This window comes from Aeromicrobium sp. (assembly GCF_050700635.1).
Classification (GTDB): Bacteria; Actinomycetota; Actinomycetes; order Propionibacteriales; family Nocardioidaceae; genus Aeromicrobium.
In genome coordinates this window covers 1-20,846 of the sequence record NZ_JBOHDT010000128.1, presented here as the reverse complement: position 1 = coordinate 20,846, position 20,846 = coordinate 1, and the positions used below count along the sequence as shown (strand labels likewise).

The following is a 20,846-nucleotide window of genomic DNA, read 5'->3' as shown; positions in this document are numbered from 1 at the left end:
CGGCCGGAGTGCTCCGCGGGCGCGCGGAGGACGGCGGGCGCGAGCCCCTCGGCGTGCCGGGGCGCTGCCGGCGGGGATGTGACCTGGCCACGGATGGGGCTCCTCGTCTCGTGCGCGGAGGCTCGCTCGCCGTCCATCTTCTCGCACGGGCATCTCGCACGGGTCGCGCGGCGTGTTCGTCGTGACCGCCGGACGACGACCCGCGTCCGTCAGGTGACCGCATCCGCTCGGACGCGCGGGAAAGGGCTGGCTGAACGCCGGTAGCCTGGGACCTCAACCCCCCGCCTGCCGCCAGCCGGATGGAGCCCCGACCGTGCCCGCCGACCGCATCGACGCCCTCGTCAGCCTCGCCAAGCGTCGGGGCTTCGTGTACCCCTCGTCCGAGATCTACGGCGGCACACGCTCCGCCTGGGACTACGGCCCCCTGGGCGTGGAGCTCAAGGAGAACATCCGGCGGCAGTGGTGGCGCTCCACCGTTCAGGGCCGCGACGACGTGGTCGGCCTGGACTCGTCGGTGATCCTCGCCCGCGACGTGTGGGTCGCCTCGGGCCACGTCGACGCGTTCGTCGACCCGCTGACCGAGTGCCAGTCCTGCCACCGGCGCTTCCGTGCGGACCAGCTCGAGGAGACCTACGAGGCCAAGCACGGCCGCGCGCCGGAAGGCGGCCTGGCCAGCGTCAACTGCCCCTTCTGCGGGGCGAAGGGCTCGTTCACGGAGCCCCGCATGTTCAACGGGCTGCTCAAGACGTACCTCGGCCCGGTCGAGAGCGACGAGGGCCTGCACTACCTGCGTCCGGAGACCGCCCAGGGCATCTTCGTGAACTTCCTGCACGTCATGCAGTCGGCACGCAAGAAGCCCCCGTTCGGCATCGCGCAGACCGGAAAGTCGTTCCGCAACGAGATCACGCCGGGCAACTTCATCTTCCGCACCCGCGAGTTCGAGCAGATGGAGATGGAATTTTTCGTCGAACCCGGTACCGATGAGACATGGCACAGTCATTGGATTGAGGATCGACTGAACTGGTACGTCAATCTCGGCATCGACCCCGACAACCTGCGCCTCTTCGAGCATCCGCAGGACAAGCTGTCGCACTATTCCAAGCGCACGGTCGACATCGAGTACCGCTTCCAGTTCGCCGGCTCGGAGTGGGGCGAGCTCGAGGGCGTCGCCAACCGCACCGACTTCGATCTGTCGACGCACAGCGAGCACTCCGGCCAGGATCTCACCTACTTCGACCAGGCATCGGGCGATCGTTGGACCCCGTACGTCATCGAGCCGGCAGCCGGCGTGAACCGCTCGATGATGGCCTTCCTCGTCGATGCATACACCGAGGACGAGGCGCCGAACACCAAGGGCGGTGTCGACAAGCGCGTGGTGCTGCGCCTCGACCCGCGGCTCGCGCCGGCCAAGGCAGCGGTGCTGCCACTGTCACGCAACGAGAAGCTGTCGCCCGCCGCGCGCGACCTGGCCGCCGAGCTGCGGGGGTTCTGGAACGTCGAGTTCGACGATGCCGGGGCGATCGGCCGCCGGTACCGGCGTCAGGACGAGATCGGTACGCCGTTCTGCATCACCGTCGACTTCGACACCCTCGACGACCAGGCCGTCACGATCCGCGACCGGGACTCCATGAAGCAGGAGCGGATCGCGCTCGCGCAGGTGCGCGAGTGGCTCGCGGCGCGCCTGCCAGGGTGCTGATCCGACGGTGGGCGAGAATCGGGCCGTGAAGGCTGCACACAGGGCGACCGGCATCGTCGCGGCTCTCCTCGTCGTGGCGCTTGCGGGCTGCGGCTCCGACGAGGCCAAGAAACCCGAGCGCACCGACGTGCCCAGGGGGTTCGACGTGCCGGCCGGGGTCACCATCACGAAGGCCGGCTCCACGCTGGAGCTCGGCAAGCCTGCCAGCGTCGTCTACCAAATCGATGAGCAGGCCGCCAGCGCCATCACCGTCGTGGTGAACAAGGTGGACAAGGGCAGCATCAAGAAGGACTTCGCCTTCTTCTCGCTCGATGACGAGGCGAAGGCGTCGACGCCGTACTACGTTCGGCTGAACGTTCTCAACGAGGGTCCGAGCGGGCTGGGCCGCGTGCGCCTACCGGTGCTCGCGCACACCCGGTCCAACAAGGTGTTCCCGCCGAGCGAGCTCGTCGGCACGTTCAAGCCATGTCGCAACCCCGCCCTTCCGAAGAGCTTCCTGAAGGGGAAGGACGCGGACCTGTGCCTCATCTTCCTGCTGCCGAAAGGCGAGAAGCTGCAGAGCATCGACCTGCGGACCGGCACCGAAGCCGACGCCATTCACTGGAAACCTTGACGCAGATTTGTCGCGTTCGGGGGTTGCATTCTGCCGCGTCAGGACGACGATGGGGGTACCCCTACTGAGAGGTAACTCGTCGTGAGCACCGATCCCCGCCCAGAAACGAGCACTGAGACCGGAACGGAACGCGCCCAGGTGAGTGAGCGCGAGTCGCGCGAGCTGGCCGAGGCCGCGCGCGACATCGCGTACACCAGGCCCAGCTTTGCCAAGGAGCTCTATCTCGGGAAGTTCGACCTGCCTCTGATCCACCCCCACCCACGCGGCGAAGGAGCGGCGGTGGCCGAGGGAGACGAGTTCATCTCCAAGCTGGAGGAGTTCTGCCGCAGCCTCGACGGCCTCCTGATCGAGCGCGAGTCGAAGATCCCCGACGAGTACGTGAAAGGACTCAGCGATCTCGGTGTCTTCGGGATGAAGATCCCGAAGGAGTACGGCGGCCTGGGCCTGTCGATGCTGCACTACGGCCGCGCGCTGATGCTGGTCGGATCGGTGCACCCGTCGATGGGTGCGCTCGTGTCGGCGCACAACTCGATCGGCGTCCCCGAGCCGGTCAAGATGTTCGGCACGGACGAGCAGAAGCAGGAGTACCTCACCCGTTGCGCCGATGGAGCCGTCACGGCCTTCCTTCTCACCGAGGCGGACGTCGGTTCCGACCCGGCTCGCATGGGCTCGACGGCCCGGCTGAGCGACGACGGCAAGGAGTACGTCCTCGACGGGGTGAAGCTCTGGACCACCAACGGGGTGATCGCCGAGCTCGTGGTCGTGATGGCCACCGTGCCGAAGCATGAGAACGGTCGCGGCGGCATCTCCGCCTTCGTCGTCGAGACCTCGTCACCGGGTGTCACGGTGGAGAATCGCAACGACTTCATGGGCCTCAAGGGCATCGAGAACGGGGTGACCCGCTTCAACCAGGTCCGCGTGCCGGTCGAGAACCGGCTCGGCAAGGAGGGCGAAGGACTCAAGATCGCCCTCACGACGCTCAACGTCGGGCGGCTGTCGATTCCCGCGATGTGTGCAGGGGCAGGCAAGTGGTCCCTCAAGATCGCTCGTGAGTGGTCGGCCGAGCGAGTCCAATGGGGCCGCCCGGTGGGCAAGCACGAGGCGGTCGGCACCAAGATCGCCTTCCTCGCCGCCACCACGTTCGCGCTGGAGGCGGTGTTCGAGCTTTCCGCCGAGCTCGCCGACGCCGGCTCGAAGGACATCCGCATCGAGGCCGCACTTGCCAAGCTGTGGTCGAGTGAGATGGCCAGCACGATCGCCGACGAGCTGGTTCAGATCCGCGGTGGCCGCGGCTTCGAGACCGCCGACTCCCTGGCGGCTCGCGGCGAGCGCGCCGTGGGTGCCGAGCAGCTCGTGCGTGACATGCGAATCAACCGGATCTTCGAGGGTTCCACCGAGATCATGCAGCTGATCATCGCTCGCGAGGCCGTGGACGCCCACCTGAAGGCCGCGGGTGCGCTGGCCGACAACGATGCCGACGCCAAGGCGAAGGCCAGGGCGGCCGTCGGCGCGAGCGGGTTCTACGCCAAGTGGCTCCCGAAGCTCGTGGCGGGCAAGGGTCAGGTGCCGGGGTCCTACGACGAGTTCGGTTCGCTCGCGAGGCACCTGAGATACGTCGAACGCCGGTCCCGCAAGGTCGCCCGGCAGACGTTCTACGCGATGGGTCGCTGGCAGGCCAAGATGGAGTACAAGCAGGTGTTCCTGGGCCGGATCGTCAACATCGGGGCGGAGCTGTTCGCCATCGCCGCGTCCTGCACACGCGCGGAGATGATCCGCAAGGAGGATCCGGAGCGTGGCAAGGCCGCGTACGAGCTGGCCGAGGCGTTCTGCGCGCAGTCACGCATCCGCGTCGAGGAGCTGTTCGACCGGCTCTGGACGAACACCGACGACGTCGACCGCGCCCTGACCGACAAGGTCCTCGAAGGCGGATACACCTGGCTGGAGGCCGGGGTCATCGACCAGTCGGAAGGCACCGGGCCATGGATCGCCACCTGGGAACCGGGAGAGTCGAAAACCGCCAACGTCCATCGCTCCTACCGCTGAGGCGGGTGATCCACGATGGCTGGTGAGTTGTCCTTCTTCGAGCTCGGCGTGGAAGACGTCGAGCGAGGGCGAGCCTTCTACGAGGCGCTGTTCGGATGGCGCTTCGAGCCGGGTCCGTCCGGTGCCGGGTTCGTCATCACCGCGCCCGGCACACCCGGAGGGATGCACGGAGGCGACGCGGGCGCCGGCCCGTACGTGTTCTTCGCCGTCGACGACATCGACGCGGCGGTGAACCGGGTACGCGAGCTCGGTGGAACGGTCGATGAAGCCGACGTCGAAGGCGATGAGGACCAGCAGAGCAGGTTCGGTCGATTCAGGATCTGCCACGACGACCAAGGCTCCCACTTCGGCCTCCACCAACCGCCGCCCTGAGTCCGGTCGGGCCGGCGCCTGCGAGACTGGGAACCATGGCTGTCGTGCCACCCCCGCTGAGACTCGGCGACCTGGAGGTCGCCGTGCCGGTCGTGCTCGCGCCGATGGCGGGTGTCACGAACGTCGCCTTCCGCCAGCTCTGCGCCGAGCAGGGCGCCGGTCTGTACGTCTGCGAGATGATCACCTCGCGCGGATTGGTCGAGGGTGATCGCACCAGCCTGCAGATGCTGACGTTCGCCGACAACGAGAGCGTGCGCTCGGTCCAGCTCTACGGCATCGACCCCAGCTACATCGCCAAGGCGGTCGAGATCCTCTGCGGTGAGCACGGGGTCGGCCATGTCGACCTCAACTTCGGCTGTCCAGTCCCCAAGGTGACGCGCAAGGGCGGGGGAGCGGCGCTGCCCTGGAAGTCGACGCTGCTCGGCGAGATCCTCACCGCGGCCGTCGATGCTGCGGAGCCGTACGGGGTGCCGGTCACGATGAAGACCCGCAAGGGCATCGACGACGACCACCTGACCTATCTCGAAGCAGGGCGCCTCGCCCAGGATGCCGGGTGTGCCGCGATCGGCCTGCACGGACGCACAGCCGCACAGCACTACTCAGGGCGAGCCGACTGGGAGGCCATCGCTGCGCTCAAGGCTGCGGTCGACATCCCGGTGCTCGGCAACGGTGACATCTGGGAGGCCGCCGACACCCTGCGCATGGTCGAGGAGACCGGCTGCGACGGCGTGATCGTGGGCCGCGGCTGTCTCGGTCGCCCATGGCTGTTCCGCGACCTCGCGGCAGCCTTCTCGGGCGAGCGGGTGCAGGCACTACCTGCGCTTGGCGAGGTCGCAGCCGTCATGCGCCGGCATGCGGAGCTGTTGGGCGATCACCTGGGCGAGGAGCGCGGCTGCGTCGAGTTCCGCAAGCACGTCGCGTGGTACCTCAAGGGGTTCGCGGCCGGGCCGGTCGTGCGCTCACGTCTCGGCTCGGTGTCGTCGTACGCCGCGCTGGACGAGCTGCTCTCGTTGCTGGATCCGGCGGAGCCGTACCCGGTCGACCAGCTCGGAACCCCGCGCGGCCGGCAGGGCACCCCGAAGACCGTCAGGCTGCCGGACGGATGGCTCAGTTCGCGCGAGCTGATCGCCCCGCTCGCCGCCGGCGCCGAGGACGCCACGAGCGGCGGCTGACGACGAGATGGCTTGACTGCGATCTGTAGCGTTCGGGGCATGAGGCGTGTGCTGGTCACCATGAGCGTCGCGGTCGTCCTTCTCGCAGGTTGCCAGTTCGCCCCCGACAATCTCGACCATTCCAAGGACCTCGCCCACATCCACGGTCTAGGTGTCGATCCGGCCGACGGCGGGTTGTATGCAGCCAGCCACAACGGGCTCTTCAAGGTCACGGGGAAGGGCGAGCCGAAGCAAGTCGCCGGTCGGACGCAGGACTTCATGGGTTTCACCGTCGTCGGTCCCCGTCACTTCCTCGGCAGTGGCCACCCCGGTGAGGGAGACGAGGAACAGCCGCCGAACCTCGGCCTGATCGAGAGCACTGACGCCGGGGAGACCTGGACGTCGCTGTCGTTGTCCGGCAAGGCGGACTTCCATGCGATGGAGGCGAAGCATGACCAGGTGTACGGGTTCGACAGCCAGACCGGGCAGATCATGGTCAGTGACGACAAGAAGTCCTGGGACGAAAGGGCGGTTTTGCCATCGGCTGACATCGCGGTGTCACCGGGCGATGCCGACGAGATTCTCGCAACCACGGAGCAGGGCGTGCAACGCAGCACCGACGGTGCCAAGAACTTCTCGACGGTTGCCGGGTCACCGACGTTGATCTTCATCGACTGGGTCAGTGCCGACCGGCTCGTCGGTGTCGCCCCGGACGGCGCGGTGCATGTCAGCGACGACGGCGCGACGTCCTGGTCGAAGGGCGGCGCCGTGGCCGGGGAACCGGAGGCGATCCTCGCACATGGCACGGCCGACGTGTACGTCGCCACAGGCAGCGCGATATACCGTTCCACCGATGACGGGGCAAGCTTCACCGTGTTCCAACGGCTGTGAAGACTCCTCAAGTCCGGGCATGACGCGCTCGCGAGAGCTGGTCGAAGGCCATGCGCTGCGCGTCGTGGGCGTCGAGGTTGCGGCCGTCGGCGTCGACGGGGCCCTTGGGAGTGTGCACCTCGACCGTCGCGAGGCCGAGACGACGCTGCCACGGTCCCTGACGCAGCTCGACCGACTGGGTGCGAGCGTGCGGCACGACATCGGTGGTGCGCTCGAGCCATCCGGATCGCGCGACGAAGGCGACGTCGTCGGTGCCCACCCATCGGTACCGCCAGCCGACAGGCGCGAACGGCCACGCCCGCCGGGGAACCGCGACCTTCTCGACCTGCGTCGGACGGGCGCCTGGCACGAGCTGATCGACGACTACGGCAGCCAATGCCGGGTCCGCGATCGGCAGGAGGGTCGAGCTGATGTCGGAGGAGTCGTCACCGCCTTGAGAGGCGTAACCGGCCACGTCGACCTCCAGGCGTTGCCAGCCCAGCCGGCGCCAGACGTACGGCTCCTCGACGGCAACACCCTGGACCCGAGCGAACGGGATGCTCTGCGACGAGCGGGAGAGCAGCCCTCGCTCGATGCGCAGGCCCGTGGCACTCCGGCTGAGGGTGAAGTCCCACTGCATCAGCACGCGTTTGCCGACGATCTGGGAGAGCCAGATCGCGAGCGGCACGACGCCGCCGAGGAACGCGATCACCTGGTCGAACCACAGCGCTGCGGCCAGCAGGGCGACGGTGCCGATCGACGCCAGCAGGAAGTCGAGCGAGAGGAGCGTGCCGATCACGACACGACTCGGAGAGACCCGCGTGATGATCTCCAGCTCCCCGTCCGTGTCGGCGGCGAGCTCCTCGACCGCTTGACCGTGGGCCCGCCCGAGCAGGATCCGGCGGAGCGTCCGGGCGTCGTCGAGCGGTAGGTATCGCAGTGAGGACCTGGAGTTGCCTCCGCCGGCCATCTCGATCCGCAGCTCGGCGAGCCCGACGACCCGTGCGAGGAGCGGCTCGGCGATGTCGACGCTCTGGATGCGCTCGTACGGGATGCGTCGTGACTGCTTCTGCAGGACGCCGCTGTTGATGCGCAGCTCGGTGCCGTCGATGACGAACCGCGTGAACCACCACGACAGGTAGCCGAACGCGACACCGACCACCAGTCCGCCGCCCACCCGGAGCAGCGCCTCGATCCAGAGCGGCGGCCCCTCGCCGTCGTTGCCAGTGAACATCTGCACCAGCAGCGCAAAAACCGCCGCGCCGGCCCACAGGGCACCCTGGACGAGCCCGGTCAACGGGTGAGTGCGACTACCGACGACCTCCGCCCGCTCGGTCTCGTCCTGGTCGGTCAGAGGCTCAGAGTCCGGCACCGTGCGACTCCCCGAGCTCGGTGAGGCGGTTGCGCAGCCGGGTGGCCTCGTCGGCCGGCAGGCCGGGGATCGTGGCAGCGGTCTCGGTGCTCGCGGTGTGCAGCGTGACGCTGGCGATGCCGAACGCCCGGTCGATCGGACCCGCCTGCACGTCGACGAACTGCATGCGCCCGTAAGGCACCGCGACGAGGCGCCGGAACATGACGCCGCCGGTGACCAGCAGGTCCTGCTCGTCCTCCGCGTACCCCCAGCTCGCGGTGTTGCGTGCCGCCCAGAACCAGGTCCACGCTGCAAGGGCAAGCGCACCGACCGCGACGACGGCGACCAGGGGTGTCAGCCACCCTGGCCCGGCCCGCGTGATTGCCAGCGTCGCGGTGACGACAGCGACCAGCACCAGCAGCGGGATACGCAGGATGCGACGGACCTTCGTGAGCGCGGGTGAGACTCGCTGCCACGGCGCGCCGGGCGGGGCGAACAGGTCTGACGTCACCTGCTCGACCCTACCCGCGCGCCGGGACCCTCAGCCGGACGACGGAGTGGTGTCCGCGCCCTTGCGCCCTCCGGTGTCCTGACTCGTGCCAGTGCTCATGTCCTGGTCGATCAGCATGGTCATGGCGTTATTGTCGTCGTCCTCGTCCTCGCGTCCCGGTGTCCTGAGGTTCCACCAGCGGATGACGGCCCGGAACAGGAAGTAGTAGACGACCGCGTAGATCAGCCCGATCACGATCAGCAGCTCCGGCTTCGTGGCGATGTTCCAGTTGAGGATGAAGTCGAACATCCCGGCGGAGAACCCGAATCCGTGGTGGATGTCGAGTGCGTTGGTCAAGGCGATCGACGTCCCGGTGAGCAACGCGTGAAGGACGTACAGCGGGAACGCGACGAACATGAACGAGAACTCGAGCGGCTCGGTGACGCCGGTCAGGAAGCTCGTCAGGGCGGCGCCGATCATGATGCCGCCGACGGCCTTCTTGTGCGCGGGCCGCGCCTCGTGCCAGATCGCCAGCGCGGCGGCGGGGAGCGCGAACATCATGATCGGGAAGAACCCGGTCATGAAGTCGCCGGCCGTTGGGTCGCCCGCGAGGAACCGCGGGATGTCGCCGGTGACGGTCTCGCCGGCCGCGTTCTTGAACTCGCCGAACAGGAACCACGGCCCCGAGTTGAGGATGTGGTGCAGGCCGAGCGGGATCAGCAGCCGGTTGGCCGTTCCGTACACGAAGCCGCCGATGACGCTGTTAGCGGCGATCCAGTCGGACAGGTTGGTCAGGCCGGCGTCGAATGCGGGGTAGACGAGGCCCATCAGCACGGCGAGGATGATCGCCGCGACGGCGGTGATCATGGGCACGAAGCGACGGCCGCCGAAGAACGCCAGGTAGTCGGGCAGCTTGATGCGGTAGTACCGCTGCCACAGCAGGCCCGAGACGACACCGATGACGATGCCGCCGAGCACGCCGTAGTTGATGAGCTCCTGCTCGGCGCCTTCCGCCGGTGGGTCGAGGACGAACGGGCTCATGGCGTCGCCGACGTTCTTGAACACGAGATAGCCGACGACGGCGGCCAGAGCCGTCGATCCGTCGGCCTTCTTGGCCATGCCGATCGCGACACCGACGGCGAACAGGAGCGGCAGGCTGGTGAACAGCGCGCCGCCCGCAGCGCCGATGACGGCGGCGACCTTCTCCCAGCCGAGACCGTCGGCTCCGAGCAGGTCGGGCTGGCCGAGTCTCAGCAGCAGCGCGGCAGCGGGCAGAGCCGCGATCGGCAGCATCAGGCTGCGGCCGAACTTCTGGACCGTCGCGAGACCAGGCAGGCCTCTGCGTCCGGTCGATGCGGTCGTGGTCATCGTGTTCTCCCTCATGGGTTGGTGGTGTGTCAATGCATCGACGGCCCACGGCGCAGGCTCATCGACAGCTGGTACCGATCACCGCGATAGCGGCTCACGGTGCGCTCGACCGGCCGTTCCGAGGAGGAGGCGACGCGGTCGAACACGAACAGGGGCGCGCCGGCGGGTGTGTCGAGGAGCCGGGCGTGGGCGCGGTCGGCACGCTCGGTCCAGACGGTCTGCTCGGCGCCGGTGATGACGACGCCGTAGCTGCTCTCGAGAATCGCGTAGAGCGACGACTCGAGGTTCTCGGCGCCGAGGTCGGGGAAGTGGGACTCGGGGTACCAGCTCGTCTCCGCCGCCATCGGTTCGTCGTCGGCGAGGCGGAGGCGCTCGATCCTCCACACGGACGCGGCGGGCGCGAGGTCGAGACCCTTCGCCACGATCTCGTCGGCCGGCTCGGTCGCGCAGGAGATCAGCCGCGTCGTGGGGCGGTGTCCGCGGCGGCGCATGTCCTGGGTGAAGGACGCGAGGTGCAGCTGGCTCTCGACGCGCGGGCGCGTGACGACCGTTCCCTTCCCCGGGATCTTCGCCAGGCGTCCATCGGAGACGAGGCCGGAGATCGCGGCCCGAACCGTCGCCCGGCTGACGCCGTGGTGGACCATCAGCTCGCGCTCGGACGGGATCATCGCGCCGGGGGAGAGCTCGTCCTCGATCGCCGCGAGCAGCGCCTGGCGCAGCTGCACGTGCTTCGGGACGGGTCCGTCGACCAGCATGTCACCCTCTCGACGCGCCGTCTGAGCGCTGGTACGCTCCGGTACGTACCAGTGAGGATGCACCGCTGTTCCAGCCGTGTCAACCCTCCTGACCGCCCGGAAGGAGAGCGCCGCATGAGCGAGACCGTCATTCGCGCTCGCCAGGTCGTCGGCCTGCCCGACGACGGCAACGGCCCGGGTTGGGTGCAGGTCCGGGACGGCCGCATCGCCGGCGCCGGCCGCGGCGCACCGCCCCGACCGGCCGACGTAGAGCTCGACGGCGTGCTCGCTCCGGGCCTCATCGACGCCCAGATCAACGGCGCGTTCGCGGTCGACTTCGCAGAGGCGGGCACGGCTGAGGTGCGGCGGACGGCCGAGCTGATGCTCTCCACCGGCGTCACCTCGATGGTGCCGACGTTCATCACCTCTCCCGTCGACGAGCTCGTGGCTCAGGTGTGGCGCTACGACCAGGCGCGCGTCGCCAGCAACGAGAGGGGCCGGGCCACGCGAATGCTGCCCGCCCACGTCGAGGGACCGTTCCTGTCGCCTCGCCGCCGGGGCGCGCATCGCGAGGAGTGCCTCATCGACCCGACGCCGCAGGCACTGGCGCCGCTGCTCGCCATCGCCGACCGGATCTCGTACGTCACCCTCGCGCCTGAACGCGCCGGAGCCGTCCAGGCCATCGTCGATCTCATCGCCGCGGGAGTGCGGGTCTCGATCGGGCACAGCGACGCCGATGACGCCGCGGTGCGTGCTGCGGCCGATGCCGGCGCATCGATGGTCACCCACCTCTACAACGCGCAGCGCCCGCTGCACCACCGTGATCCCGGGGTGGTGGGTGCGGCTCTCACGGACTCACGGCTCACCCTCGGCCTCATCTCCGACGGTTACCACGTCGAACCGACCGCCATCCGGCTGGCGTTCTCGGCGGCGCCGAAGCGCGTCATGCTCGTCACCGACGCCGTCGCCGCGCTCGGCATGCCACCGGGCACATCGATGCTGGGGGGTCAGGAGATCGTCGTCTCGGCCGGCAGGCCGCCACTACGCGCGGATGGCACGATCGCCGGCGCGGACGTCCCGCTCGACGCCTGCCTCGGACATGCGTCAGCCGCGGGCGTCGATCTCGTCGACGTCGTCCGCGCCGCCACCCGAACCCCAGCTGATGCGCTGGGCTGCTCCGATCGCGGACGGCTCGAGCCCGGCGCGCTCGCGGACCTCGTCCTCCTCGGCAGTGACGACCTGCGTGCCCGGGCCACCTGGCTCGGTGGCGAGCTGGTCTGGAACGCGGACAACGTCCGTGAGGAGATGGCTCTGTGACCACCGAGACCACAGCGACCCAGATGGCCCGGGAGATCGCCGAGCAGCCGGAGGCCCTGCGCGCGACGCTCGACGCACTGCTCCCACGCCGCGGCGAGATCCGCGACCGTCTTGCCGGCCGGCGCAGCGTCCTGTTCGCCGCCCGGGGCTCGAGCGACAACGCCGCGATCTACGGCCGCTACCTGCTCGAGACGCATGCGGGTGTCCTGGGCGGTCTCGTGTCGCCCAGTGTGGCCACGCACTATCGCGGCCGCCTCGACCTGTCCGACGCCGTCGTCGTCGGCGTCTCCCAGTCGGGACGCACGAGCGAGATCGTCGAGACCCTCGCATGGGCGCGCAGCTGTGGCGCCCTCACCGTGGCTGTCACCAACGACGCGGGCTCGGAGCTCGCGACCTCGGCCGACCTCGCGCTGACGACCAACGCCGGCACCGAGCTCGCGGTGCCGGCCACGAAGAGCTATCTCACCCAGGTCGCCGCCATGACGGTCCTGGGTACCGCTCTCGGGCCCGACGACGCGGCCCTCGACGCCGCCCTGGTTGACGTACCCGATCGGGTCGCCGCCGTCCTGGCCGACGCGGATCGTCTCGACCCGGTCGTCGAGCAGCTCTCCCGAGGCGCCAGCATCGTTACCGGCCGCGGTCTCATGATGGGAACCGCGCTCGAGGTCGCCCTCAAGCTCGAGGAGACCTGTGCGCGTCCGGTGCGCGGATACTCCTACGCCGACCTGCGCCACGGCCCCATCTCTGCCGTCCAGGAAGGCGTCACCGCCGTCCTCGTCGGGGCCGCCGACGGGCCTGTGCACGACGCCATGATCGAGCTGGCCGACGACCTTCGTACGCGCGGCGCCATCACCGTGGCCGTGGGCGGATCGCCCGAGCTCGCCGCCGCGTGCGACCTCGGCACCGGCCCACTCGACGTCACCGAACGGCTCGCCCCGCTCGTGGCCGTCGTGCCCATGCAGATCGTCATCGAGCGACTCGCCCGCCACCTCGGGCTCGATCCCGACGAGCCCCGCGGGCTCTCCAAGATCACCCGCACCGACATCCCCACCCAGGAGGACACATGAGCAAGCCGGACAAGGCACAGCAGATCGTCGACGGGCTCGGCGGACTCGGCAACATCGTCGAGGTCGAGCCTTGCATCACCCGGCTCCGTACCGAGGTCGAGGACCCGTCGCTCGTCGACCAGGCCGCGCTCAAGGCGGCCGGCGCCTACGGCGTCGTGGTGTCGGGCAACGTCGTGCAGGTCGTCGTCGGTCCTGAGGCCGACACGATTGCCAGCGACATCGAGGACATGGAGTGACGGACCTGCCCGACGTGGTCGCGCCGGTGCCGGGACGTGTGGTCGGCCTGGCCGACGTCCCCGACCCGGTCTTCGCACAGCAGGTCGTCGGCTCCGGCGTCGCAATCGATCCCGATCGCGCGCCGGGAACCGCCGTAGCGCCGGTCGCGGGTCGCCTCCTCAAGCTGCACCCGCACGCGTTCATCGTGCTGACGGCGTCCGGCAAGGGCGTGCTGGTGCACCTGGGCATCGACACCGTGCAGCTCGATGGAAAGGGTTTCGACCTGCTCGCGTCCGAGGGCGACGAGGTCGCTGCCGGAGATCCGGTGGTGCGCTGGGACCCGGCCGCGGTCGAGACCAGTGGACGATCCCCGATCGTGCCGGTCGTGGTCATGGACACCGCGGCCGACACCGTCTCGACCTCGGTGGTCGGCAGTAGCGTCGACGTCGGTGATCGGCTCTTCTGACGCACAAATCGGTGTTGACCCGACGACGTCGCCGGTGGGACACTGGGAGACGCAGTCGTCACTGCAACTCCCCACCGTGTACCGGAGGACATCCATGGCCAAGGCTCTCATTGGTTTCGTCGGAGGTCCCACCCCCGACCAGCTCCGTGAGACGGCCCGTCTGCGTCAGCGCATCACCGACCTCGAGTCGGAGGTGCTTCGCCTGAAGATCGAGAACGACGGTCTGCTGAAGACCCTCTCTGAGCGCGTCGACCACGTCACGGCCGACAGTCTCCTCGAACCTCTCGCCCACTGACCCGGATCGACCGCAACACCGGTCCTGAGCTTGTCGCCAGGACCGACTCGACAGGCGGTTCCTGAGCCTGCGGAAGGGCACGACGGCCGATTCACCGTGCAGCGGCACCTCCGCAAGATCGGCCACGCCGTCCTCTAGGGTGACTGGAGGCATTCCTGTTGCCGTCGTCGAGGAGATCTAGGTGTACCTCAAGAGCCTCACGCTCCGTGGGTTCAAGTCGTTCGCCTCCTCCACGACCCTCCAGCTCGAGCCCGGCATCACCTGCGTCGTCGGGCCGAACGGGTCCGGCAAGTCCAACGTCGTCGACGCCTTGTCGTGGGTCATGGGTGAGCAGGGTGCCAAGTCCTTGCGTGGCGGCAAGATGGAGGACGTCATCTTCGCCGGTACCGCCGGTCGTCCGCCTCTCGGCCGGGCCGAGGTCGTCCTCACCATCGACAACGCCGATGGCGCTCTGCCCATCGAGTACTCTGAGGTCACGATCTCGCGCACGATGTTCCGCAACGGCGGTTCGGAGTACGCCATCAACGGCACGTCGTGCCGTCTGCTCGACGTCCAGGAGCTGCTGAGCGACTCCGGCATCGGTCGCGAGATGCACGTCATCGTCGGGCAGGGCCAGCTCGACTCCATCCTGCGAGCTACGCCGGAAGAACGCCGCGGTTTCATCGAGGAGGCCGCCGGCGTCCTCAAGCACCGCAAGCGCAAGGAAAAGGCACTGCGCAAGCTCGACGCCACGCAGGGCAACCTCACCCGACTCCAGGACGTTCTCACCGAGCTGCGCCGCCAGCTCAAACCACTCGGCCGACAGGCCGAGGTCGCCCGCAGGGCCTCCGTCATCCAGGCCGACGCCCGCGACGCGCGTGCACGACTCCTCGCCGACGACGTCGTCGCCGCGCGCTCGGTCATCGCCGAGGAGCTCGCCGACGAGACCTCGCTCAAGGAGCGCCGCGCGGCGGTCGAGCAGGCGGTCGCCGCGGCACGTGCCGCCGAGACCGACCTCGAGGAGCAGCTCAGTACCGACTCGCCGCGGCTCTCCGCCGCCCAGGAGACCTGGTACGGGCTCTCGAGCCTGCGCGAGCGCCTGCGTGGCACCGCGGGGCTGGCCACCGAGCGGATCCGACTGGCCAGCGTCGAGGGCGACGAACGACGCCTCGGACGTGACCCCGAGGAGCTCGAGGCCGAGGCCCGGCGCGTCCAGGAGGAGCACGACCGCATGGCCGCCTCGGTCGGCGAGGCCGCCGCATCCCTGGAGCAGAAGGTCAAGCTCCGCAACGACGCCGAGGCCGCGCACAACACCGAGGAACGACGTATCGCCGGTCTGCTGCGTGCAGCAGCCGACCAGCGCGAGGGACTGGCCCGTCTGCACGGCCAGGTCAACGCCATCAAGAGCCGAGCGGCGGCAGCGGACGACGAGATCGCGCGTCTCACCGCGGCCCGAGACGAGGCTGATCGTCGTGCTTCGGAGGCCCACCACGTCTTCTCCGTCCAGGAGAACGAGATCGCCGGGCTCAACGCCAGCGAGTCCGGCCTGGACGCCGAGCTGGAGTCGGCCGAGTCGGCACTGGGAGCTGTCGACGACCGCCTCGCCGGCCTCGGCCGCGACATCCACGCAGCGGAGCGACGTCAGGCCGGGCTGTCAGCGCGCAAGGAGGCACTCGAGCTGGGAGCGGCTCGGCGCGACGGCGCCGGCGCACTGCTGGCCGCCACCGACGAGCTCAGCGGTCTCCTCGGCTCAGTCGCCGCGCTGCTGACCGTGCGGGCCGGGTACGAGACGTCCATCGCCGCCGCCCTCGGGTCCGCCGCCGACGCGGTCGCCGTCGACCATCTCGACACCGCCGTCTCGGCCATGCAGAAGCTCAAGTCCGAGGACCTCGGGCGGGCCGGTCTCCTGCTCGGTTCCGCCGATGTCGATGCGGGCCACGATGTCGACGACTCCGACTGGCCCGGGCTCCCCGACTTCGCCACCTACGCGATCGACGTCGTCGACGGACCGGCGTCCCTGCACGGCGCCCTGCGGAGGATGCTGTTCAAGGTCGCCGTCGTCGATGACATCGAGCAGGCACGGCTCCTGGTCGCCCAGGCCTCCGACGTCACCGCGGTCACTCGCGAGGGCGACGTCCTGGGGGCGCACTTCGCCGCCGGTGGATCGGTGTCGACGACGAGCCTCATCGAGGTCAGGGCCGCCATCGAGCAGGCCGACGGTGATCTCGCCGACGCGGCCCACGCCGTCGAGTCACTGCGCTTTGAGCAGCAGCGTGCCGAGACGGCGCGCGCCGACGCGCACGAACGAGTTGAGGCCGCACTCGGGCGGCTGCACGAGTCGGACGCCGAGATGGCGGCCGTCGCCGAAAATCTCGGCCACCTCGGCTCCACGGCTCGCGCGGCGCGCGGTGAGTCGGAGCGTCTGTCCGCGACGATCAGCGAGGCGCAGGCGGCCCATGACCGTGACCTGTCCGGCCTGGCCGAGCTCGAGGACCGGCTCGAGCGGGCTGAGTCGGCGCCCGACGAGGAGCCCGACACCACTGATCTCGAGGCACTTGCAGAACGCGGCACGGAGGCCCGTCGCGCCGAGACCGAAGCCCGCCTGGCCCTGCGCACCAACGAGGAGCGTGCGCGGGCGCTGGAGGGTCAGGCCACGGCTCTGCTCGAGTCCGCGGCCACCGAGCGCGAGGAGCGCGTCCGTGCCCGTGAGCGTCGCGAGCGTCAGCGTCGTGAGGCCGAGGCCGCGCGAGCCGTCATCGCCGTCGGCGACCTTGTGCTCGCTCGACTCGAGACGTCCATCGCGCAGGCGGCCCGACGTCGCGCCGAGATCGAGTCGTCGCGCGCAGGACGCGAGGAGTCGCTGCGCGAGGTACGCCTCCGGTTGCGCGACCTCGCCACCGAGCTCGGCGGACTCACCGACTCCGTGCACAAGGACGAGATGGCCCGGGCCGAGCTGCGTCTGCGGATGGAGGCGCTGGAGGCGCGAGCCCTGGAGGAGCTCGGTCTCGAGGTCGATGCCCTGGTCGCCGAGTACGGACCCGACCAGCTCGTCCCTCCCGTCGAGGTCCAGGCCGAGGATGACGTCGAGACTCCGCAGGCTCCCGAGCCAAAGCCTTATGACCGGGACGAGCAGACGAAGCGGCTCCGCTCCGCCGAACGCTCGCTCGCGATGCTCGGCAAGGTGAACCCGCTCGCGCTGGAGGAATTCACCGCGCTCGAGGAACGCCACCAGTTCCTCTCTGAACAGCTCGACGACCTGCGCAAGACCCGGCAGGACCTCCTCGAGATCGTCGACGACGTCGACGCCAGGGTCGAAGAGGTCTTCACCGAGGCGTGGTACGACGTCGCCGCCGAGTTCGAGGACCTCTTCTCGCGCCTCTTCCCGGGCGGCGAGGGTCGCCTGATCCTCACCGATCCGCAGAACATGCTCACCACCGGCATCGATGTTGAGGCCCGGCCTCCCGGCAAGAAGGTCAAGCGGTTGTCGCTGCTGTCCGGCGGCGAACGGGCCCTCGTGGCGGTCACGTTCCTGGTCGCGCTGTTCAAGGCCCGGCCCAGCCCGTTCTACATCCTCGACGAGGTCGAGGCAGCGCTCGACGACACCAACCTCGGACGTCTGCTGGAGATCTACGAGGAGCTGCGCGACAACTCCCAGCTCGTCATCATCACCCACCAGAAGCGCACGATGGAGGTCGCCGACGCCCTCTACGGGGTCTCCATGCGTGGCGACGGCATGTCCGCCGTCATCAGCCAGCGGCTGCGTGAGGACGCGAGCGCGTGACCCTCTCCCACTACCCGGCGACCTACACGATCACGACCCGCTGGGAGGACGAGGACGTGTACGGGCACATCAACAACGTCGTCTACTACTCCTTCTTCGACACCGCCGTGAACGGCTACCTGATCGACACCACGGGCCTCGACATCCGACAGCTCGACACCTACGGCATCGTCGCCGAGACCGGTTGCCAGTTCATGCGGGAGCTGCGGTTCCCCGGCGACGTCGAGGTCGGCCTCAAGGTCACCAAGCTCGGCACGTCGAGCGTCGTCTACGAGATCGCGCTGTTCCAGGGTGACGACGACGAACCGGCCGCCGTCGGCCGCTTTGTGCACGTGTACGTCTCCGGCACCGATCGGGCGGTCACGCCGATCCCCGACGTCATCCGCACCGTGCTCGAACCGCTCACCGCCGACCCTGCATAGGGTGGACGCGTGAGCCTGCTGATCATCTCCATCTCCATCGCCGTTGCCGTCATCTTCCTGGGCGGTGGTATCGCGTTCGTCGTGGCCCGTGGCCGCCGCGAGGTGCCCCCGACCGACGTCCTCGATGCGATCACCGAGGAGGAGATCGAGCACCCGGAGCATCCGGAGCCGCACCTGGAGGATGAGTCGGATGCGGCTGCGCCGACCACGACGATCGAGCGTCCCGAGGCCGTGCAAGGTCGTCTGGTCCGCCTGCGTTCCCGCCTGGCCCGTTCGCAGGGATCGCTGGGCAAGGGCCTGCTCGCGGTCCTCGGCCGTGCTGACCTCGACGACGCCGCGTGGGAGGAGCTCGAGGACACCCTGCTCGCCGCCGACGTGGGCGTCGGACCCACCACCGAGCTCGTGGAGGCGCTTCGCACCCGTGTCCGGGTCGAAGGCATCGACGACCCCGAGCAGGCCAAGGTCGTGCTCCGCGATGAGCTCGTCGGTCTCGTCGGTCCCGAGCTGGACCGCACGATGGCGTCCGTAGGCAGCGACGGCAAGCCTGGTGTGGTGCTCGTCGTGGGCGTGAACGGCACCGGAAAGACCACCACAGTCGGGCGACTGGCCCGCGTTCTCGTCGCCGACGGCCGGACCGTCGTGCTCGGCGCCGCGGACACGTTCCGCGCGGCCGCCGCCGACCAGCTACAGACGTGGGGTGAACGGGTCGGCGTCCACACCGTCCGCGGTCCGGAGGGCGGCGACCCGGCCAGCGTCGGCTTCGAGGCCGTCCAACGGGGGATCGCCGACGGCACCGACGTCGTGCTGGTCGACACCGCCGGTCGCCTGCACACGAAGGCCGGGCTGATGGACGAGCTCGGCAAGGTCAAACGGGTCATCGAGAAGCAGGCGCCTGTCACCGAGGTGCTGCTCGTCATCGACGCCACCACCGGCCAGAACGGCCTCACCCAGGCGCGGGTCTTCGGCGAGGTCGTCGACGTCACGGGCATCGTCCTCACCAAGCTCGACGGCACCGCCAAGGGCGGCATCGTCGTTGCCGTGCAGCGCGAGCTCGGCGTGCCGGTGAAGTTCGTCGGGCTCGGCGAAGGGGCCGACGACCTCGCCCCCTTCGACGCCGAGGAGTTCGTCGACGCGCTTCTGGCCTGAGCGGCGTGTAACACGCTGTTTACCTGTGGTCCGCATTCGTGACGCGACTGCAACATTCGAGAGCCGGAACCGAAACCCGCCCGCACCAGTGTGATCTCCGAAGCGGCGCGACCCCCCATCCGAGGAGTACTGCGCCTCAGCTCTCGAAAACCGGAGGTTTCATGGATACCGGCGATACTGCATGGATCTTGGCCAGCTCGGCTCTGGTCCTGCTCATGACGCCAGGTCTCGCGTTCTTCTACGGAGGCATGGTGCGCGCCAAGAGCGTGCTCAACATGATGATGATGAGCTTCATCGCTCTGGCCATCGTGCCGGTGCTGTGGGTGCTCTACGGCTACTCCTTCTCGTTCAGCCCGGGCGGCAACCGCTGGCTGGGCGGCTTCGAGCGCCTCGGCCTCAACAACATCACCGCTGAGACGGCCTACGGAACTCTGCCTGAGTACGTGTTCGTCGCCTTCCAGCTGATGTTCGCGATCATCACCGTCGCGCTGATCAGCGGCGCCATCGCCGATCGCGCCAAGTTCTCGGCCTGGTCGGTCTTCGTCGTCATCTGGATGACGCTCGTCTACTTCCCGGTCGCGCACTGGGTGTTCGACTTCGGCGACAACGGTGGCTGGATCGCCACCAAGCTGGAGGCCTTCGACTTCGCTGGCGGTACGGCGGTGCACATCAACGCCGGTGCGGCGGGACTCGCCCTCGCACTGGTGCTCGGCAAGCGGGTCGGCTGGAAGCGCGATCCGATGCGCCCGCACAACCTGCCGTTCGTACTGCTCGGCGCCGGACTGCTCTGGTTCGGCTGGTTCGGCTTCAACGCCGGCTCGGCCGTGGGCTCGAACGGTCTCGCCGGTCTCGCCTTCGTGAACACGGCGGTCGCCACGGCGGCCGCGATCATCGGCTGGCTCGTCGTCGAGGTCGTCAAGGAAGGCAAGGGCACGTCGCTCGGCGGCGCCTCGGGTGCAGTGGCCGGTCTGGTCGCGATCACCCCGGCCTGCGGCACCCTCTCGCCGGTCGGCTCGATCGCGCTCGGTCTCGTCGCGGGTGCGATCTGCGCCTGGGCAGTCGGCTTGAAGTTCAGGTTCGGGCTGGACGACTCGCTCGATGTGGTGGGCATCCACCTCGTCGGTGGTCTCGTCGGCACGCTCCTCATCGGCCTGCTCGCCACGAAGACCAACGCCGGCGGTGTGGACGCGGCCGGTCTCCTCTACGGAGGCGACCTCGGCCAGCTGGGCAAGCAGGCCGTCGCGGCCTTCGCGGTCCTCGGCTACTCGTTCGTCCTCACGTACGTCATCGGCAAGCTGATCGACGTGACCATCGGGTTCCGGGTCGACGAGGAGACCGAGGTCTCCGGCATCGACCAGGCCGAGCACCTCGAGACCGCGTACGACTACGCCGGTTCCGGCGGATCCACCATGAAGACGGGAGTCTGAGATGAAGCTCGTGACAGCGGTCATCAAGCCGCACAAGTGGGA

19 protein-coding genes are annotated in these 20,846 nt (G+C 69.0%); 15 read left to right on the top strand and 4 right to left on the bottom strand.

What is annotated here, in order from left to right:
* Window positions 1–313 precede the first annotated feature (313 nt).
* From ACRDPN_RS10250 to ACRDPN_RS10225, 6 genes are all read left to right on the top strand, one after another.
* Window positions 314–1,696: a glycine--tRNA ligase gene (locus ACRDPN_RS10250; RefSeq protein ID WP_431447349.1), complete on the top strand. Its 1,383-nt coding sequence runs from the start codon at window positions 314–316 to the stop codon at window positions 1,694–1,696.
* A 25-nt stretch (window positions 1,697–1,721) separates the two neighbouring features.
* Window positions 1,722–2,309 carry a hypothetical protein gene (locus ACRDPN_RS10245; protein WP_431447348.1) on the top strand — a complete coding sequence of 196 codons (588 nt, stop codon included), beginning with the start codon at window positions 1,722–1,724 and terminating at the stop codon, window positions 2,307–2,309.
* 81 nt (window positions 2,310–2,390) lie between these two features.
* A complete protein-coding gene (locus ACRDPN_RS10240) occupies window positions 2,391–4,352 on the top strand; it encodes an acyl-CoA dehydrogenase family protein (RefSeq protein WP_431447347.1) in 1,962 nt (653 codons plus the stop codon).
* 15 nt (window positions 4,353–4,367) lie between these two features.
* Window positions 4,368–4,724 carry a VOC family protein gene (locus tag ACRDPN_RS10235; RefSeq protein WP_431447346.1) on the top strand — a complete coding sequence of 119 codons (357 nt, stop codon included), beginning with the start codon at window positions 4,368–4,370 and terminating at the stop codon, window positions 4,722–4,724.
* Window positions 4,725–4,759: 35 nt separating this feature from the next.
* Window positions 4,760–5,896 carry a tRNA dihydrouridine synthase DusB gene (gene dusB, locus ACRDPN_RS10230; RefSeq protein ID WP_431447345.1) on the top strand — a complete coding sequence of 379 codons (1,137 nt, stop codon included), beginning with the start codon at window positions 4,760–4,762 and terminating at the stop codon, window positions 5,894–5,896.
* Window positions 5,897–5,935: 39 nt separating this feature from the next.
* Window positions 5,936–6,766, top strand: coding sequence for a F510_1955 family glycosylhydrolase (locus ACRDPN_RS10225; RefSeq protein ID WP_431447344.1), 831 nt, complete (start codon window positions 5,936–5,938; stop codon window positions 6,764–6,766).
* 7 nt (window positions 6,767–6,773) lie between these two features.
* Here ACRDPN_RS10225 and ACRDPN_RS10220 read toward each other — a convergent pair whose 3' ends face one another.
* From ACRDPN_RS10220 to ACRDPN_RS10205, 4 genes are read right to left on the bottom strand one after another with little or no spacing between them, the layout of a single operon-like run.
* On the bottom strand, window positions 6,774–8,117 hold the full coding sequence (locus tag ACRDPN_RS10220; protein WP_431447343.1) for a PH domain-containing protein: 1,344 nt from the start codon (window positions 8,115–8,117) through the stop codon (window positions 6,774–6,776).
* Window positions 8,104–8,607 carry a PH domain-containing protein gene (locus tag ACRDPN_RS10215; RefSeq protein WP_431447342.1) on the bottom strand — a complete coding sequence of 168 codons (504 nt, stop codon included), beginning with the start codon at window positions 8,605–8,607 and terminating at the stop codon, window positions 8,104–8,106. Before ACRDPN_RS10215 ends, ACRDPN_RS10220 begins: the two co-directional genes overlap by 14 nt.
* A 30-nt stretch (window positions 8,608–8,637) precedes the next feature.
* Window positions 8,638–9,969, bottom strand: coding sequence for a PTS transporter subunit EIIC (locus ACRDPN_RS10210; RefSeq protein WP_431447341.1), 1,332 nt, complete (start codon window positions 9,967–9,969; stop codon window positions 8,638–8,640).
* 14 nt (window positions 9,970–9,983) lie between these two features.
* A complete protein-coding gene (locus tag ACRDPN_RS10205; protein ID WP_431447340.1) occupies window positions 9,984–10,709 on the bottom strand; it encodes a GntR family transcriptional regulator in 726 nt (241 codons plus the stop codon).
* Between the two features lie 114 nt (window positions 10,710–10,823).
* On the opposite strand from ACRDPN_RS10205, the gene nagA reads away from it, so the two are divergent.
* The 9 genes from nagA to ACRDPN_RS10160 all read left to right on the top strand — a co-directional run bounded on the left by nagA (window position 10,824) and on the right by ACRDPN_RS10160 (window position 20,804).
* Window positions 10,824–12,005: an N-acetylglucosamine-6-phosphate deacetylase gene (nagA, locus tag ACRDPN_RS10200; protein WP_431447339.1), complete on the top strand. Its 1,182-nt coding sequence runs from the start codon at window positions 10,824–10,826 to the stop codon at window positions 12,003–12,005.
* Window positions 12,002–13,072: an SIS domain-containing protein gene (locus tag ACRDPN_RS10195; protein WP_431447338.1), complete on the top strand. Its 1,071-nt coding sequence runs from the start codon at window positions 12,002–12,004 to the stop codon at window positions 13,070–13,072. Before nagA ends, ACRDPN_RS10195 begins: the two co-directional genes overlap by 4 nt.
* Window positions 13,069–13,308: a glucose PTS transporter subunit EIIB gene (locus ACRDPN_RS10190; protein ID WP_431447337.1), complete on the top strand. Its 240-nt coding sequence runs from the start codon at window positions 13,069–13,071 to the stop codon at window positions 13,306–13,308. Before ACRDPN_RS10195 ends, ACRDPN_RS10190 begins: the two co-directional genes overlap by 4 nt.
* A 5-nt stretch (window positions 13,309–13,313) precedes the next feature.
* A complete protein-coding gene (locus tag ACRDPN_RS10185) occupies window positions 13,314–13,754 on the top strand; it encodes a PTS sugar transporter subunit IIA (RefSeq protein WP_431447350.1) in 441 nt (146 codons plus the stop codon).
* A gap of 94 nt (window positions 13,755–13,848) precedes the next feature.
* On the top strand, window positions 13,849–14,049 hold the full coding sequence (locus tag ACRDPN_RS10180; protein WP_431447336.1) for a hypothetical protein: 201 nt from the start codon (window positions 13,849–13,851) through the stop codon (window positions 14,047–14,049).
* Window positions 14,050–14,230: 181 nt separating this feature from the next.
* Complete coding sequence (gene smc, locus ACRDPN_RS10175) at window positions 14,231–17,809, top strand: chromosome segregation protein SMC (protein ID WP_431447335.1); 3,579 nt, start codon at window positions 14,231–14,233, stop codon at window positions 17,807–17,809.
* Window positions 17,806–18,231, top strand: coding sequence for an acyl-CoA thioesterase (locus tag ACRDPN_RS10170; RefSeq protein ID WP_431447334.1), 426 nt, complete (start codon window positions 17,806–17,808; stop codon window positions 18,229–18,231). The genes smc and ACRDPN_RS10170 overlap by 4 nt, the downstream gene beginning before the upstream one ends.
* 9 nt (window positions 18,232–18,240) lie before the next feature.
* Window positions 18,241–19,377 carry a signal recognition particle-docking protein FtsY gene (gene ftsY, locus ACRDPN_RS10165; protein ID WP_431447333.1) on the top strand — a complete coding sequence of 379 codons (1,137 nt, stop codon included), beginning with the start codon at window positions 18,241–18,243 and terminating at the stop codon, window positions 19,375–19,377.
* Between the two features lie 161 nt (window positions 19,378–19,538).
* Window positions 19,539–20,804: an ammonium transporter gene (locus tag ACRDPN_RS10160; RefSeq protein WP_431447332.1), complete on the top strand. Its 1,266-nt coding sequence runs from the start codon at window positions 19,539–19,541 to the stop codon at window positions 20,802–20,804.
* The last annotated feature ends 42 nt before the right edge of the window (window positions 20,805–20,846 follow it).